Genomic DNA, 15,122 nt, shown 5'->3' with positions numbered 1-15,122 from the left:
TCCGTTTCAGCCGGCGCGCCCGGCCGATTGGGTGCGCCACGTGCCCTTGGGTCAATCTTGACTTTGCCGCCCGCCCGCCGGAAGGCTCGCTGGCGACCCTATCCATTTTTCCGCGAACAGGTGCCCTGATGAGCTCAGCCGTCGACAACCTTCTTTCGATACTCGATCTCGAGCCCCTGGAACACAACCTCTTCCGCGGCATGAGCCCGCAGGTCGGCTGGCAGCGGGTGTTCGGCGGCCAGGTAATCGGCCAGTCGCTTGTCGCCGCCTCGCGCACCGTGCCGGAAGACCGTTTCGTGCATTCCCTGCACGCCTATTTCCTGCGGCCCGGCGACCCGGCCGTGCCGATCATCTACGAAGTCGACCGTATCCGCGACGGCGGCAGCTTCACCACGCGGCGTGTCGTCGCGATCCAGCACGGCCGTGCGATCTTCTCGATGTCGGCCTCCTTCCAGGCCTTCGAGGACGGGTTCGGCCACCAGGCGGAGATGCCGGACGTCGCCGCGCCCGAGGACCTGCCGAGCGAGGCGGAGCTGAAGGAGAAATTCCTGGCCAACGCGCCCGAGCCGGTGCGCCGCTACTGGGAACGCGACCGGCCGATCGAACTGCGCCCCGTCGACATGACGCATTATTTCAGCCGCAAGAAACTGACGCCCGCCCAGAATGTCTGGGTTCGCGCCAGTGCGCCGCTGCCCGACGACCCGCGCATCCACACCTGTGTGCTTGCCTATGCCTCGGACATGACGCTGCTCGACACCTCGCTCTTTGCCCATGGCACCAGTGTCTTCGATCCCGATCTCCAGGTGGCGAGCCTCGACCATGCCATGTGGTTCCATCGCCCGTTCCGCGCCGACGACTGGCTGCTCTATGCCGAGGACAGCCCGTCCGCGTCGGGCGGGCGGGGCTTCACCCGCGGATCGCTCTTCTCCCGCGACGGCGCATTGGTCGCCTCGGTGGCGCAGGAAGGCCTGATCCGCGTGCGAAAGGACCGCAAGGATCGCGGCGGGGCCTCCTGATCAGCGAAAGCTGCCGCTGAAGCCGGTGATCGCCAGCGGATTGTCCGTCATCGCGGCGGCATCCGGGGTGTCGGTCGCAGGCGTTCCGGTAAAGGCATCGAAGAGCCGGCGGACGAAACCTTCCTGCAGGTCGCGGGTGATGAACACGAGCCGCGTGCGCCGGTCCGCGTCCGGCCAGGCGGCGAGCCGCGCCGGCGGATGAAACACATGCTGCACGCCGTGCAGGACCACCGGCCGCTCCGGATCCTCGGCGATCCGCACGATCCCCTTCATGCGCAACAGCTTCGGTCCGTGCGCAGAGCGCAGCAGGTCGAGAAACATCTCCAGCGCGCCCGTCGTGATCGGCCGGTCGGTCGACAGCGAGAAGGCGCGGATATCGTCGCCGTGCCGGTTCACGTCATGGCCATGCCCGTGGTGGTGATCGTGCCCGTGGTGGTGGTCATGATCGTGGTCGTGACCATGGTGCGCATGATCGTGGTGGGCATGGTGATGATCGTGGTCGTCGCGATAGGCTTCCTCGTTGAGCCATCGCGCCACGTCGGCGGTCTTGGTCGCCGGATCGTAGAGGCCCGTGCCGATCAGCGACACCACCTCTGCCTCGCCTTCGGCGGCAAGCAGCACCGGCGCCGCCGGGTTGAGGCGGGTGATGCGCTTGCGGAGCGCGCTGCCGGCATCGCGCCCAGCGACCCCTTCGGCCAGGTCGGTCTTGGTCAGCACGATGCGGTCGGCGACCGCCACCTGCTTCACCGCCTCTTCCTGTGCATCGAGTGTCGCAAGTCCGTTGACCGCGTCGACCAGCGTGACGACGCCGTCGAGCTGGTAGCGCATCACCAGATAGGGATGCTGCATGATCGTATGCAGGACAGGCGCGGGATCTGCGAGCCCGGTCGTCTCGATCACCACCCGCGACAGCCGCTCGGTGCGGCCGTTGTCGAGGTGGCGCAGGAGGTCCTCCAGCGTCGTCACCAGATCGCCGCGAATGGTGCAGCAAAGGCAGCCCGAGGAGAGCTCGACGATCCCCTCCCTGCCGCCCTCGACGAAGAGATGGTCGAGCCCGACCTCGCCGAACTCGTTGATGATCACCGCCGCGTCGGACAGCGCCGGATCCTTCAGCAGGGCGTTGAGCAGTGTGGTCTTGCCGGCCCCGAGAAAGCCGGTGATCACGGTCAGCGGGATCGGCGGCTTCGGGCCGCGCGGCCGCGCGGGCGCCACGGCTGCGTCTGGGGTATCTGTCACGGCTGCGTTCCTCGTGCGCCCGCCGCCAGGGGCGGCGGCGACGTCATGGACGGGGATTTGGGGGCGGGACCGGCGCGATCAAGAGCGGCTTGCCGCGAAAGATCGCTCCCGGCAGGGGCTGGCCGGCGGACGGCGCTTCCGCCGCAACGGCCGATGCCGGCAGCAGCGAGGCCTTTTCCGCCATCGGCTTGTCGCGCGGCAGCGGTGCATTGGCGATGGCCGCCACGGCCGCGGCCGTCCCCACCTTGCCCTTTGGAATGCCAAGGCTGACCTGAACGGCCTCGATGCTGCGCTGGCGCGGACCGATGATCTCGTCCATCACCTTGCCCCAATCGGTCTTGCCGTCCTCGCGGGTCGGCACGTCGTCGTCCCCGTCGGCCTCGACGACCGGGGTCTGCAGCACGATCGGACGACGCACACCGCCGGAGGCAAGGTCACCCTGCGCAAAGGACAGCGCGGAGGACGGGCGCAGCTGCGGCCCGGAGAAGGTCGCCATCAGTTCCTCGGCACTCGGCCGGGCGTTGCGTTTGCAATACCCGTCCGCCGGCGGCCCGCCGGCGGAGCCGGTCAGCGCGTCGATGTTGCGGCCCGACCGCTTGCGGAAACCGTCATCGATCAGCTTGCGCGCCTTGGCGGCGCGTTCGACGCCGGAGGCCGATCCCAGGATGACGGCCATCACCGTGCGTCCCCCGCGCGTCGCGGAGACGACCACGTTGAGGCCGGAATTGCAGATATAGCCTGTCTTCATGCCGTTCGCGCCGCGCACCCGCGCCAGGAATTCGCGATTGGCCGAGCGCAGCGTCTTCTTGCCGACGCGGATCGCGCTCAGCCCGAAATAGCCGCGATACTGCGGAAACTCGCGCCACAGGGCGCGGCCGAGCACGGCCAGGTCCCGGGCGGACGAAACCTGGCGGTTGTCGGGCAGCCCGTGCGGATTGACGAACCGGGTGGAGGTCATGCCGAGCCGGCGCGCCTCCGCGTTCATCATCTCGATGAAGGCGGGTTCGGATCCGCCGATGGATTCGGCGACCGCCACGGCGATGTCGTTCGCCGACTTGACGATCAGCATCTTCAGCGCGCTGTCGAGCGTCATCTGCGTTCCCGGCTTGAAGCCCATCTTGCTCGGCGGCTGGGCCCGCGCGTTGACGCTGATGGCCACGGCGCTGTCGAGCGTCGCGCGCCCGTCACGGATCGCCTTGAAGGCCAGATAGGCGGTCATCAGTTTGGTGATCGAGGCGGGATACCATTGCCGGAGGGCATCCTTCTGCTCCAGCACCGCACCGGTCTCCGCGTCGATGACGATCCAGGAGGCGATATCGGCCCGGGCGCCGGTGCTGCCTCCCGCGCTGCAAAGCGCGGCGAGAAACGCAGCCGTCGCGATCCATCGCGCAAAGCGCGACATCCCGCCTGCAGGGGAAAACAGCACGTTCAGCCTCCGGTTCTCCGCCGCCGTCGCGGGCGGTGCATACTCATCGCGATGCGCCCGTACTTCGGTGCACCTGTGTTTCGATGCGCGTCTTAACAGCCGTGCCCGCGTGTCCCGGCGGATGCCGTTTTCATGCAGGACCTGTCCACATATGTAGCCGATCCGGGGGACGGAATGCAAAAATCCGCAAGGGCTGAAGACAACAGGCGCGCTTCCGGCCGGCACCGTCCCGGCAACACTGCCTGCCGTTTCGGCATTTGCGCAAAAAAGCGGCAATTGCGCGACGGGCGGGTGGACGCGCCGGCGGCGACGGCCCGGCCCGCCGTCATCCGCGGCCGCGCGGGGCAACTGGCCTCACTCTTGCTAAGCAGGTAGTCGCGGCCACGACCGCCGAACGGAGGGGGCGACCCGCTCCCGGAAGCGGCCCGGACTGCGCCACCCGTCCATCCCCGGATGGCTCTGGAAAACAACCGAAAAGGCCTCGCATGACCTTCGATTCCGCCGTGCCGGTCCATGCATCGCCCCCCGCCCTGCAGCGGGTCCGGGGCAAGGCGCGCGTGCGCTTCGCCCTGGGCGGCGGCGTCACCCGGCTGGCGGATCTCGAGCAGAGCGGTTCGGCCAAGATCCGCCTGCCGAAGACCCATGGCGGAGCTCCCGTCGCGGTTTTCCTCAACACCGCCGGCGGCCTGACCGGCGGCGACCGGCTGGATTTCGACGCCGCCACCGGGTCCGGCACCCATGCGATCCTGACGACCCAGGCGGCGGAGCGGATCTACCGCAGCCCGGAAGGGCCGGCCGAGGTGGCAAGCGCCCTGTCGGCCGCTGAAGACGCCCTTCTCGAGTGGCTGCCGCAGGAAACAATCCTCTTCGACCGGTCCTCGCTGACCCGCTCGCTCAGCGTGGACCTCGCCCCCGGAGCCAGGTTGCTGGCCGTGGAAAGCGTCGTGCTCGGCCGTCAGGCGATGGGCGAGGATGTCCGTGCGCTGGCCTTTCGCGACCGCTGGCGGATCCGCCGGGACGGGCGTCTCGTCTTCGCCGACGAGGCCCGCATCGACGGCGCCGGGCCCGACATTCTCGCCGGGTCCGCGACGGCCGCCGGGGCGCGCGCCTTCGCCCCCCTGGTCGATTGCCGCGAGGACGCCGCCGGCATGGTCACCGCCGCGCGAGAGCTGGTCGACGCCCAGCGCGGCGAGAAGTTCCGGGGCGGTGTCAGCGCGCTGCCCGGCCTGCTTGTCTTCCGTTTCCTTGCCGATACGGGTCAGGACCTGCGCGCCGGGCTGGTCGCGCTGCTGGAGCGCTGGCGCGGCACGGCGCTGCCTCGAACATGGTATTGCTGAGGCTGGATGCTGATCACATGAGGATTGCAGGATGAAACTCACGCCCCGGGAAAAGGACAAGCTGCTCGTCTCGATGGCCGCCGAGGTCGCGCGCCGCCGGCTCGCCCGCGGCGTCAGGCTCAACCATCCGGAAGCCGTCGCGCTGATAACCGACTTTGTCGTCGAGGGCGCCCGGGACGGGCGCACGGTCGCCGACCTGATGAGCGCCGGCGCCCATGTCGTCACCCGCGACCAGGTGATGCCGGGCATCGCCGAGATGATCCACGACGTGCAGGTCGAGGCGACGTTCCCCGACGGCACCAAGCTCGTCACCGTTCATCAACCGATCCGCTGAGGCCGTCATGATCCCTGGAGAAGTCATTCCCGCCGACGGCGACATCGAGCTCAACGCCGGACGCCGCGTGATCGAGATCGAGGTCGCGAACACCGGCGACAGGCCGGTGCAGGTCGGTTCCCACTATCATTTCGCCGAGACCAACCCGGCGCTGTCGTTCGACCGCGCGGCCGCCCGTGGCCTGCGCCTCGACATCCCCGCCGGCACCGCCATCCGTTTCGAGCCGGGGCAGACACGCAAGGTCTCCCTCGTTGCCTATGTGGGGGATCGCGCGGTCTACGGTTTCAATGGCAAGGTGATGGGCACGCTGTGACCCATCCGGAGGCCTTCGCATGACCCGCTTTGCCACCACCGTGACGCTGATGCCCGCTCTCGTCATTGGCGCCCTGTGCATGTCGCCCGCTCCCCTGCGGGCCCAGCAGACCGTCGACTGCGATGCACCGCAGGTGCAGATGGAAATGACCTATTGCGCCGAGCTCGCCTGGCAGGCCGCCGACAAGGACCTCAACGCCGCCTACGCGAAAGCGATCGCTGCGATGCGCCGCATCGATGCGGACCTGCCGGGGGAGATGAAGGGCGCGGTCGAGACCCTGCGCGAGGCCCAGCGCGCCTGGGTCGCCTATCGCGACAAGGCCTGCGCCGCCTATGGTTTCCTGGCTCGCGGCGGAACCATGGAGCCGATGCTGATCTACGGATGCTACGCCGACCTGACGACGAACCGCACCGGCGAGCTGGAACAACTGGCCACCGGACTGGGAAACTGATCCCGACCAAGACGAGCAAACGCCGGAGACGAGCATGCCGTTCAAGATGCCCCGCGCCGCCTATGCGGACATGTTCGGACCGACCACGGGAGACCGGGTGCGTCTTGCCGACACCGAGCTTTTCATCGAGATCGAGAAGGATTTCACCCTCTATGGCGAGGAGGTGAAGTTCGGCGGCGGCAAGGTGATCCGCGACGGCATGGGCCAGTCGCAGCGCACCCGCGCGCAAGGCGCGGTCGACACGGTCATCACCAATGCGGTCATCGTCGATCACACCGGCATCTACAAGGCCGATATCGGCCTGAAGGACGGACGGATCGCCGGCATCGGCAAGGCCGGCAACCCGGACATCCAGCCCGGTGTCGACATCATCATCGGCCCCGGCACCGAGGCGATCGCCGGCGAAGGCAAGATCGTCACCGCCGGGGCGCTGGACGTCCATATCCATTTCATCTGCCCCCAGCAGGTCGACGAGGCGCTGACCTCGGGCGTCACCACCATGCTGGGCGGCGGCACGGGACCGGCCACCGGCACCAACGCCACCACCTGCACGCCCGGACCCTGGCATATCGAGCGCATGCTGCAGGCGGCCGAGGCCTTTCCGATGAACCTCGCCTTTGCCGGCAAGGGCAATGCCGCGCTGCCGGCCGCGCTCGAGGAACAGGTGCTGGCCGGTGCCTGCGCGCTGAAGCTGCACGAGGACTGGGGCACGACGCCGGCGGCCATCGACTGTTGCCTCGCCGTCGCGGACGCGCATGACATCCAGGTGATGATCCACACGGACACGCTCAACGAAAGCGGCTTCGTGGAAAACACCACGGCCGCCTTCAAGGGCCGCACCATCCACGCCTTCCACACGGAAGGCGCCGGCGGCGGCCACGCGCCCGACATCATCAAGCTGTGCGGCGAGGCGAATGTCATTCCCTCCTCGACCAACCCGACCCGTCCCTACACGGTGAACACCATCGACGAGCATCTCGACATGCTGATGGTCTGCCACCATCTCGACGGCTCGATCCCCGAGGACGTGGCCTTTGCCGAAAGCCGCATCCGCAAGGAGACGATCGCCGCCGAGGACATCCTCCACGACATGGGCGCCTTCTCGATCATCGCCTCCGACAGCCAGGCCATGGGCCGTGTCGGCGAAGTCCTGATCCGCACCTTCCAGACGGCCCACAAGATGAAGGTGCAGCGCGGCCGCCTTGCCGGGGAAAGCGGCGAGAACGACAATCTGCGCGTTCGCCGCTACATCGCCAAGGTGACGATCAACCCGGCCATCGCCCACGGCCTTGCCGAACACATCGGCTCCGTCGAGGTCGGCAAGCTCGCGGATCTGGTCCTGTGGGATCCGGCCTTCTTCGGCGTGAAGCCGGACCTTGTCATGAAGCTCGGCACCATCGCCACCGCCCCGATGGGCGATCCCAATGCCTCGATCCCGACGCCGCAGCCGGTCCACTACCGGCCGATGTTCGGCGCCTATGGCCGCTCGATGACCGCCTCCAGCGTCACGTTCGTGTCGCAGGCAGCCTTTGAGGCCGGCATCAAGGACAGGCTGGAGCTCGACCGGCTGGTGCTGCCGGTTTCCAACACCCGTTCGGGGATCTCGAAAGCGTCCATGGTGCTCAACGACGCAACGCCCGTGATCGAGGTCGATCCGGAGACCTACGAAGTGCGCGCCGACGGCGAGCTGCTGACCTGCGAACCGGCCGAGAGCCTGCCCATGGCCCAGCGCTATTTCCTGTTCTAGGCTCGGGGAAACGAACAGGGAGAACCGCGAATGTATACACTTGTTGGCGCACCGACGACCCGTGCCATCCGTGTCATGTGGATGCTGGAGGAACTGGGCGAGCCCTATGACCTCGTTCCCGCAGCCCCTCACAGTCCGGACGTGGCCGCGCTCAACCCGTCGGGCAAGGTGCCCGTGCTGAAGGTGGGCGACAGGGTGCTGACGGAATCCGTCGCCATCTGCCAGTTTCTCGCCGACCGGCACGGAAAGCTCACCTTTCCCGCCGGCACCGTGGAGCGGGCCCGCCAGGACGGCTTCACCCAGTTTGCGGTCGACGTGCTCGAGGGCGCGCTCTGGACGGCAGCCAAGAACAGCTTCATCCACCCCAAGGACCTGCGCGTTCCCGCCGTGAAGCCGGTTTGCGCGGCGGAGTTCGAGGCCGGGCTGGCATATCTGGCCCAAACGCTCGGCGAGGGGCCCTTCGTCATGGGCGAGGTGTTCACCGTGCCGGACATTCTGCTCGGTCATTGCAGCAAGTGGGCACAGGCGGCCAAATTCTCCCTGCCGTCGGAAGGGGTGCTTGCCGACTATTTCGCGCGCGTCACAAGCCGCCCGGCCCTGCAGGCGGCGCAGAAACGGGGGGCGAACGCCACTTCATGATGAAAGTGCGGGAAATTCTCGCGGCCGGGACCTGGGAAGGGGCTCCGGTCGACAGTGTCGTCCTCGACCGGGAGGACCGGCACCGCCGGCGCGCGGTGCTCGACTGCGCCGGCGGCACGAAAGTCCTGCTCGACATGCCAAGGGCCGTCCACCTGCACCATGGCGACGCGCTGGTGCTCGAGGACGGGCGGGTGGTTGCCATTCTCGCGGCGGCCGAGGATCTCGTCGAGATCGAGGCGGCGAGTGCCGACGACCTGTTGCGCATCGCCTGGCATCTCGGCAACCGGCACCTGCCGACGCAGCTGGTGCCCGGCGCGCTGCGCATCCGCCGCGACCATGTCATCGAGGATCTGGTGACGCGCCTTGGCGGCCGCATGATGCCGCTTGTCGCGCCCTTCGATCCCGAGGGCGGGGCCTATGGCCACGGCACGGTCGAGGGACATGACCACACGCATTCGCACGGGCATGCCGATTCCCGCGATCACGCACACGCACATGCCCACTCACACGCCCACTCACACGCCCATGAACCGTCCCGTCCGCATGGCAAGTGACACCGGAGGGACAGGAGACGGTCTCACGGCCGGCGGACTGCATGCGCTGCTGGCCTGGATGTCTCCCTCCTTCCCTGTCGGCGCCTATACCTACAGCCACGGCCTCGAACGCGTCATCGAGGACGGCGACGTCTTTGATGCCGCCACCCTTTACGCCTGGCTCGACGGCGTGCTGCGCCATGGCGCCGGACGAAGCGATGCGGTGCTGCTCGCCCATGCCATGTCCGCCGCCACGCCCGGCGACGAAAAGACCTTCCGCGAGTTGCTGGAGCTGTCGCTCGCCCTGCAGCCGTCAAGCGAGCGCCGGCTCGAGGCCAGCGCCCAGGGCGATGCCTTCGCCTCCGCCGTGGCGGCCGCCTGGGCCCCTCCCCTCGACACGCCTGCCGGCCAGCTCTTTGCCCGGCTGACAAGCGGCGCCGATGCGATCCCGCGCGGTGGCTGGACCTATTGCCTGGCGCTCGCCGCGTCCGCAGCCGCGCGGGGCCTGCCGGCCGGCACGGTCGTCTCCGCCAGCCTGCATGCCTTCGCCGCCAATCTCGTGTCGGCGGCCGTGCGCGCCGTGCCGCTCGGCCAGACCGACGGCCAACGCGTTCTCAGCCGGCTTGGAACCACCATCCGCATCGTTGCCGGAGAGGCTCTTCTTGCGCCGCTTTCCGACATTGGCGGCTGCGCCTTTGCGGCCGACATCGCCTCGATGAACCACGAAACCCAGTACACCCGCCTGTTCCGGTCTTAGGCACCGCCGGCTGCCAACGGCAGACCCAAACAGCACCGGCACCGGACAATGAAGGAGCACCGCATGACATCCCTGAACGGCCCCTTGCGCGTCGGCATCGGCGGCCCCGTCGGGTCCGGCAAGACGGCGCTGATGGACGCGCTGTGCAAGCGCCTGCGCGACCGTTTCGAAATCGCCGCCATCACCAACGACATCTACACCAAGGAGGATGCGGAGTTCCTGACCCGCTCCGGCGCGCTGGCGCCCGAACGCATTCGCGGCGTGGAGACCGGAGGCTGCCCGCATACGGCGATCCGCGAGGACGCCTCGATCAACCTGGCTGCCGTCGCCGAGCTGGAGGCGGCCTTTCCCGGGCTCGACCTGATCCTGATCGAATCCGGCGGCGACAATCTCGCGGCGACCTTCTCGCCCGAGCTTGCCGACCTGACGATCTACGTGATCGATGTGTCGGCCGGCGACAAGATCCCGCGCAAGGGCGGACCCGGCATCACCCGCTCGGACCTTCTGGTCATCAACAAGACCGATCTCGCTCCGCTGGTCGGCGCTTCGCTCGAGGTGATGGACCGCGATTCCAGGCTGATGCGCAAGGAACGCCCCTTCACCTTCACCAACGTGAAGGACGGCAAGGGTGTCGACGAGGTGCTGGATTTCATCGTCTCGCGGGGCGGCCTTGCAACCGCCGGCGCCGCCTGAGGCCGGTCAGCCGGCGGCGGCGGGCACGCCCTGGCGCAGATGCCGCCCCAGCTCCTCGAGCCCGCGATCGCGAATGCCCAGTTCCGACAGGTGATCGACGGTGTTGAGCACATAGTCGGGATTGGCTCCCGACTGGCCGACGCCGCCACGAACCAGCTCAAGCTGCCGTTCCAGCGACAAGACGCCCGCATATTGCGGATGGGCCCTGTCGACGAGATAGGTGAGCGCGGTGACCGGCTCGGCCGGCCCGCCGGCGAGGCGCACCCGCCGATGTGCCTCGACATAGACCATGGTGGCCTGCTCGCGCGCGCGCAGATAGGCAACGACCTCGTCCCGGCGGCGATGCGCGACGCGAAACGCCATGCCCCGGCAGGCCCCGCCCCGGTCAAGACCCAGCACCAGACCGGGCCGCGTCTCGGTTCCCCGATGGACCCAGGAATAGATGCAAAGCGAGCGATGCGCGCCATTGAGCAGCGCCGGCACCGCCTCCTCGAACTCGAAACCCGGCCGCCACATCAGCGAGCCGTAGCCGAACACCCACAGATCCTGCATCCCCGTCCCTTGCGGATTTCTTGCAATCGACAGCAAACGCCCTAGCAAGCCCGGCATCTTGTGGCAACCGTCGCAGCGACATGGCAGGCCGCCGCTTCCGCCTTGAATTGGCCCTCCCGCCATGCTTACAGGCAGGCAGAAAAACCGCCCAGCGAAAGACCGCTCATGACCGACACGCCGACCAGCGCCGAAACCGCCTCCTCGAAAACTCCCAAACGCAAAGGTTCGCGGCGCGGCTACATCTGGCTCATTGCCCTGGTGGTGCTGGCTGTCGCACTGTGGAGCGCCTACTGGACCGTTGCCCGCGGCATGGCGATGGATGTCTTGCGCAATGTCACCGAGGCGGCCCGCGTCGAAGGGGGCGAGATCGCCTGCGGCGGCCAGCGCCTTGGCGGGTTCCCGTTTCACCTGCAGCTCGACTGCGCCCCTCTTTCGCTCCGCTCGCCGCGCGGAGAGAGCGCCGGCTTCGATGCCTTCCGCGCCGTGGCGCTGGCCTACAATCCCTGGCACGTGATTCTCGAGGCCGAAAGCCCGGCCACTGTCGACTTCGCGCCCGCCAGCCGGCTTGCAGGAACGTGGGAAACAGCACGGGCAAGCTTTCGCGTCGGCACCTCGTCCATCGAGCGGGCCGATATCGAACTGACCTCCCCGGACCTTGCCCTTGCCGTTCCGGGGGCCGGCGCGGCGCTCACGGCGAAAACGGCGAGCCTTCATCTGCGCCGCACGCCGCAACGGGACGCGGATGCGGATATCGCCGTCTCGCTGACCGGTGTCACAGCGCCCGGCGCGGCACCGCTCGCCCTGGATGCGCGGGCCGGCCTCACGCTGAAGGGCGGCGCCGTGTTGCTGTCGGGACGCGGTGCCGATCTGATCGCCCTGCTGAAAAACGAGGAGGCGGTCGAGGTGAGCGAAGCGCGCGTCTCCTCCGGCGAGGTGGCGCTGGCGGCAACCGGCACGTTGTGGCTCGATCCGGCCGGCTTTCTGAATGGCGCCCTGCCGCTGACCATTGCCGGTGCCGACAAGCTGCCGCCGCTGCTCGCGCCCTATTTCCCCGAGGGCTCGAACGTGCCGGCAACCCTTGCCGGGGCCGTGATGGGATTTGGCAAGCCCGCGACGCTCGACGGCGCGCCGGCGGTCACGGTGCCGCTGTCCTTCGACGCGGGTGTCGCCCGCGTCGGGATCATACCGCTCGGCAAGGTTCCGCCGCTGCGCTGAGGTGCGCGGCGCCGGTCAGGTCACTCCGCGCCGCCGCGATCGATGGCCAGCACGTAGCCCTTCCAGTCGGCCGGCTCGGCGATCTGGTCGTAGAGCGCCACCGCCGGCACGTTCTTGCCCGGAACGATCCAGCGCAGCTCGTACCAGCCGCGCTTGCCGCCCTCGCTGACCAGCCATTCGATCATCCGCCGGGCGAGCCCCTTGTTGCGCGCATCGGGATGGACATAGATCTCGTCGAGCTGCCCGGTACGCAGCCCCGAGACGATCTCGGGCAGGTCGAAATAGATCGCGAAACCGACAAGCCGCCCGTCCGTCTCGACACCGATCACCTCGGCAGTGCGGTCGGCAAGGATGCGCTCGGCGTAAAACTGGTCGGGCCGGCGCGGCGCGCCGCGCTTCAAGGCCTGCGCATATTCCGCGATGAGCGGGGCGAGCGACAGGGCATCGTCGGGGCCGAGCTGCTTGATGGCGATCTTGCTCATGAAATCTCCGAGAAAGGATGACAGCCCCGCCAAGGGCCGAACCGGGTCGACACCTTCCCCGAATGGCACGGAGATTTCAACTGTCCGATCTGCGCAGTGCCGGACCCGCATCCCTTCGCGGGCGATTGACGCTGGCGGGTCGCCCGGACATAGTCGCGCTCCCGCATTGTCCTCCAGCCAGGCCGAGCCCCAGATGTCCAGTTCCGCCCCGCGCCTGCGCGCAACGCTGATCGGTCTCACGGCCGTCCTGATGTGGTCGACGCTGGGGCTTTTCGGCGCGGCCTCCGGCGGCATTCCGCCGTTCCTGCTCAATGCCGTGTGCTTTGGTCTCGCCGGAATCGTCGCGACAGCCTGGATCGCCGCCCGTGGCCGCCTTTTCCTGATGCGGCAACCGTTCCGGGTGCTCGCCTTCGGCATATTCGGCCTGTTCGGCTTTCACTTCTTCTACTTCACCGCGATCCGCAACGCGCCGCCGGTGGATGCCAACCTCATCAACTACACCTGGCCGCTTCTGATCGTGGTGTTTTCCGCGTTCCTGCCAGGTGAAAGGCTGAAGGCGCATCACGTCGTCGGCACGCTGCTCGGGCTTGCCGGCGCGGCGCTGCTCGTCACCCGCGGGACGGGGCTGTCACTCGACCCGGGACAGGTGCCGGGTTATCTGGCGGCCTGCGCCTCGGCGCTCTTCTGGTCCAGCTATTCCGTCCTGTCGCGGCGGCTGGGCGCGGTGCCGACGGAAGCGGTTGCCGGTTTCTGTCTGGGGACCTCCGTCCTGTCGCTTGCCGCTCATCTCGCCTTCGAGACGACGGTCTGGCCGCAAGGCGCCGGCGAATGGGGCGCGGTCCTGGGGCTCGCGGCCTTCCCCGTCGGGCTTGCCTTCTTCGTCTGGGACCACGGGGTCAAACGCGGCGACATCCAGGTTCTGGGTGCCGGCGCCTATGCGGCTCCGATCCTGTCGACGCTGCTCCTCATTGCTTTCGGTTTCGGCGAATTCACGCTCATCGTCGCCATTGCCTGCGGGCTCGTCACCGTCGGCGCGCTTGTCGCTGCCCGGGACATGATTTTCATGCGCGCAAGCAAAAGACGACTGGTCGAAGACAGGACGAGCCCTTAGACGATAGCGGAGGCGCTGCGCGTCACCGCTCTCGCGAGCCATGGCGGAGCGGCCAGGGCGAACAGCACCGGACAGCGCCTGACAAAAGCGAAGGAGCCGAGGCCGAATGACACGAGAAGCCACCATCCGCCCCCGCCGCAGCGTGCTCTACATGCCGGGCTCCAATGCCCGCGCCCTGGAAAAGGCCAGGACGCTGGATGTCGACGCGCTCATCCTCGACCTCGAGGACGCCGTTGCCCCCGATGCAAAGGACACGGCCCGCGAGCAGGTCAGGGAGGCGCTCGCCGCCGGCGGCTACGGATCGCGCGAACTGGTCATCCGGGTCAACGGGCCCGCCACCCCCTGGGGGGCCGCCGATCTCGACATGGCGATCGCCGCGAGGCCGGATGCGATCCTGCTGCCCAAAGTGTCCTCGCCGGCGGATCTGGAGCGCGTCGCCCACAAGCTCAACGCCGCCCGGGTGCCGGCCCGCACCGCGCTCTGGGCGATGATGGAAACGCCGCTCGCCATGCTCAATGCCGCCACGATCGCCGCCTCCGCCGCCAATCCGGAGACACGGCTTTCCTGCTTCGTCATGGGCACCAACGACCTTGCCAAGGAAACGCGCGCCGCGCTCGTGCCGGGCCGGGCCCCGATGCACCCCTGGCTGATGACCTGCGTCGCCGCGGCCCGCGCCTACGGGATCGACATTGTCGACGGCGTCTACAACACGCTCGACGACGAAGCGGGTTTTGCCGCCGAGTGCCAGGAAGGCGTGGAGATGGGCATGGACGGCAAGACGCTGATCCACCCCCGGCAGGTCGCCCCCTGCAACGCCGCCTTCTCGCCGGCGGACGAGGACATCGCCTGGGCGCGGCGCATCATCGCCGAATTCGAAAAGCCGGAAAACGCCTCGAAAGGCGCCATTCAGGTCGAGGGCCGGATGGTCGAGCGGCTGCATGCGCAGATGGGCGCAAGGCTTGTCGCCATCGCCGATGCGATCGCCGCCCGGGGTCAGTGACACCACGCCCGAACAATCGAACGGAAGATCAGATCATGAAACTCTACCGCTTCATCACCGGACCCGACGACAGCGCCTTCTGCCACCGGGTCACCGCCGCGCTCAACAAGGGCTGGATGTTGCAGGGCTCGCCGCAGCTGTCCTTCGATGCCGTGCGCGGCGTCACGGTTTGCGGCCAGGCCGTCGTCAAGGAAGTCGAGGGCGTCGACTACACGCCCGACATCAAGCTCGGCGATTACTGAGGCGTCCACAGCAAGGATATCTTTGCAAATCCAGTGTA

At 68.1% G+C, this 15,122-nt stretch carries 18 protein-coding genes; 14 read left to right on the top strand and 4 right to left on the bottom strand.

The features are described from left to right. Positions 1-128: 128 nt before the first annotated feature. Positions 129-1,016, top strand: coding sequence for an acyl-CoA thioesterase II (gene tesB / locus ACN0T5_RS07160; RefSeq protein WP_417767939.1), 888 nt, complete (start codon positions 129-131; stop codon positions 1,014-1,016). On the opposite strand, the gene ACN0T5_RS07155 is transcribed toward tesB, so the two are convergent. Both ACN0T5_RS07155 and ACN0T5_RS07150 read right to left on the bottom strand, forming a co-directional pair. Then, entirely contained in the window at positions 1,017-2,252 is a 1,236-nt protein-coding gene (locus ACN0T5_RS07155) for a CobW family GTP-binding protein (RefSeq protein WP_417767938.1), read from the bottom strand. Positions 2,253-2,295: 43 nt separating this feature from the next. Continuing rightward, positions 2,296-3,678 (bottom strand): D-alanyl-D-alanine carboxypeptidase family protein, encoded by a 1,383-nt coding sequence (locus ACN0T5_RS07150; RefSeq protein ID WP_417767937.1) that lies wholly within the window; start codon positions 3,676-3,678, stop codon positions 2,296-2,298. 485 nt (positions 3,679-4,163) lie between these two features. On the opposite strand from ACN0T5_RS07150, the gene ACN0T5_RS07145 reads away from it, so the two are divergent. Genes ACN0T5_RS07145 through ureG form a run of 9 tightly spaced genes read left to right on the top strand, consistent with a single transcriptional unit; the run spans position 4,164 to position 10,482 of the window. Continuing rightward, positions 4,164-5,015, top strand: coding sequence for an urease accessory protein UreD (locus tag ACN0T5_RS07145; protein WP_417767936.1), 852 nt, complete (start codon positions 4,164-4,166; stop codon positions 5,013-5,015). Between the two features lie 31 nt (positions 5,016-5,046). After that, the gene (locus tag ACN0T5_RS07140; protein ID WP_417767935.1) at positions 5,047-5,349 is read left to right on the top strand and encodes an urease subunit gamma; all 303 of its coding nucleotides are present in this window, start codon (positions 5,047-5,049) and stop codon (positions 5,347-5,349) included. A 7-nt stretch (positions 5,350-5,356) separates the two neighbouring features. Continuing rightward, complete coding sequence (locus ACN0T5_RS07135) at positions 5,357-5,662, top strand: urease subunit beta (protein ID WP_417767934.1); 306 nt, start codon at positions 5,357-5,359, stop codon at positions 5,660-5,662. A gap of 19 nt (positions 5,663-5,681) precedes the next feature. Then, on the top strand, positions 5,682-6,113 hold the full coding sequence (locus ACN0T5_RS07130; RefSeq protein WP_417767933.1) for a lysozyme inhibitor LprI family protein: 432 nt from the start codon (positions 5,682-5,684) through the stop codon (positions 6,111-6,113). Between the two features lie 34 nt (positions 6,114-6,147). Further along, positions 6,148-7,860: an urease subunit alpha gene (gene ureC / locus ACN0T5_RS07125; RefSeq protein ID WP_417767932.1), complete on the top strand. Its 1,713-nt coding sequence runs from the start codon at positions 6,148-6,150 to the stop codon at positions 7,858-7,860. Between the two features lie 30 nt (positions 7,861-7,890). Continuing rightward, entirely contained in the window at positions 7,891-8,499 is a 609-nt protein-coding gene (locus ACN0T5_RS07120; RefSeq protein WP_417767931.1) for a glutathione S-transferase family protein, read from the top strand. Beyond that, on the top strand, positions 8,496-9,053 hold the full coding sequence (locus ACN0T5_RS07115) for an urease accessory protein UreE (RefSeq protein WP_417767930.1): 558 nt from the start codon (positions 8,496-8,498) through the stop codon (positions 9,051-9,053). The genes ACN0T5_RS07120 and ACN0T5_RS07115 overlap by 4 nt, the downstream gene beginning before the upstream one ends. After that, the gene (locus ACN0T5_RS07110) at positions 9,043-9,789 is read left to right on the top strand and encodes an urease accessory protein UreF (protein WP_417767929.1); all 747 of its coding nucleotides are present in this window, start codon (positions 9,043-9,045) and stop codon (positions 9,787-9,789) included. The genes ACN0T5_RS07115 and ACN0T5_RS07110 overlap by 11 nt, the downstream gene beginning before the upstream one ends. 48 nt (positions 9,790-9,837) lie before the next feature. Then, a complete protein-coding gene (gene ureG / locus ACN0T5_RS07105) occupies positions 9,838-10,482 on the top strand; it encodes an urease accessory protein UreG (protein WP_417767928.1) in 645 nt (214 codons plus the stop codon). Positions 10,483-10,488: 6 nt separating this feature from the next. Here the strand turns inward: ureG and ACN0T5_RS07100 are convergent, their stop codons facing one another. Beyond that, the gene (locus ACN0T5_RS07100) at positions 10,489-11,034 is read right to left on the bottom strand and encodes a gamma-glutamylcyclotransferase (RefSeq protein WP_417767927.1); all 546 of its coding nucleotides are present in this window, start codon (positions 11,032-11,034) and stop codon (positions 10,489-10,491) included. A 165-nt stretch (positions 11,035-11,199) separates the two neighbouring features. Here ACN0T5_RS07100 and ACN0T5_RS07095 point away from each other — a divergent pair, with 165 nt between their 5' ends. Then, a complete protein-coding gene (locus ACN0T5_RS07095; protein WP_417767926.1) occupies positions 11,200-12,249 on the top strand; it encodes a DUF2125 domain-containing protein in 1,050 nt (349 codons plus the stop codon). 20 nt (positions 12,250-12,269) lie between these two features. Here ACN0T5_RS07095 and ACN0T5_RS07090 read toward each other — a convergent pair whose 3' ends face one another. Beyond that, on the bottom strand, positions 12,270-12,731 hold the full coding sequence (locus tag ACN0T5_RS07090) for a GNAT family N-acetyltransferase (protein WP_417767925.1): 462 nt from the start codon (positions 12,729-12,731) through the stop codon (positions 12,270-12,272). A 193-nt stretch (positions 12,732-12,924) separates the two neighbouring features. Between ACN0T5_RS07090 and ACN0T5_RS07085 the strand changes: the two genes are divergently transcribed. The 3 genes from ACN0T5_RS07085 to ACN0T5_RS07075 all read left to right on the top strand — a co-directional run bounded on the left by ACN0T5_RS07085 (position 12,925) and on the right by ACN0T5_RS07075 (position 15,084). Beyond that, positions 12,925-13,842 (top strand): DMT family transporter, encoded by a 918-nt coding sequence (locus ACN0T5_RS07085; RefSeq protein WP_417767924.1) that lies wholly within the window; start codon positions 12,925-12,927, stop codon positions 13,840-13,842. A 106-nt stretch (positions 13,843-13,948) separates the two neighbouring features. Beyond that, the gene (locus tag ACN0T5_RS07080) at positions 13,949-14,842 is read left to right on the top strand and encodes an HpcH/HpaI aldolase/citrate lyase family protein (protein ID WP_417767923.1); all 894 of its coding nucleotides are present in this window, start codon (positions 13,949-13,951) and stop codon (positions 14,840-14,842) included. Between the two features lie 35 nt (positions 14,843-14,877). Continuing rightward, entirely contained in the window at positions 14,878-15,084 is a 207-nt protein-coding gene (locus ACN0T5_RS07075; RefSeq protein WP_417767922.1) for a DUF1737 domain-containing protein, read from the top strand. Positions 15,085-15,122: the final 38 nt, after the last annotated feature.

Source organism: Stappia sp. (assembly GCF_048261845.1).
Lineage (GTDB): Bacteria > Pseudomonadota > Alphaproteobacteria > Rhizobiales > Stappiaceae > Stappia.
The sequence above is the reverse complement of the archived record's forward strand: the minus strand, read 5'-3'. Positions and strand labels throughout refer to the sequence as shown.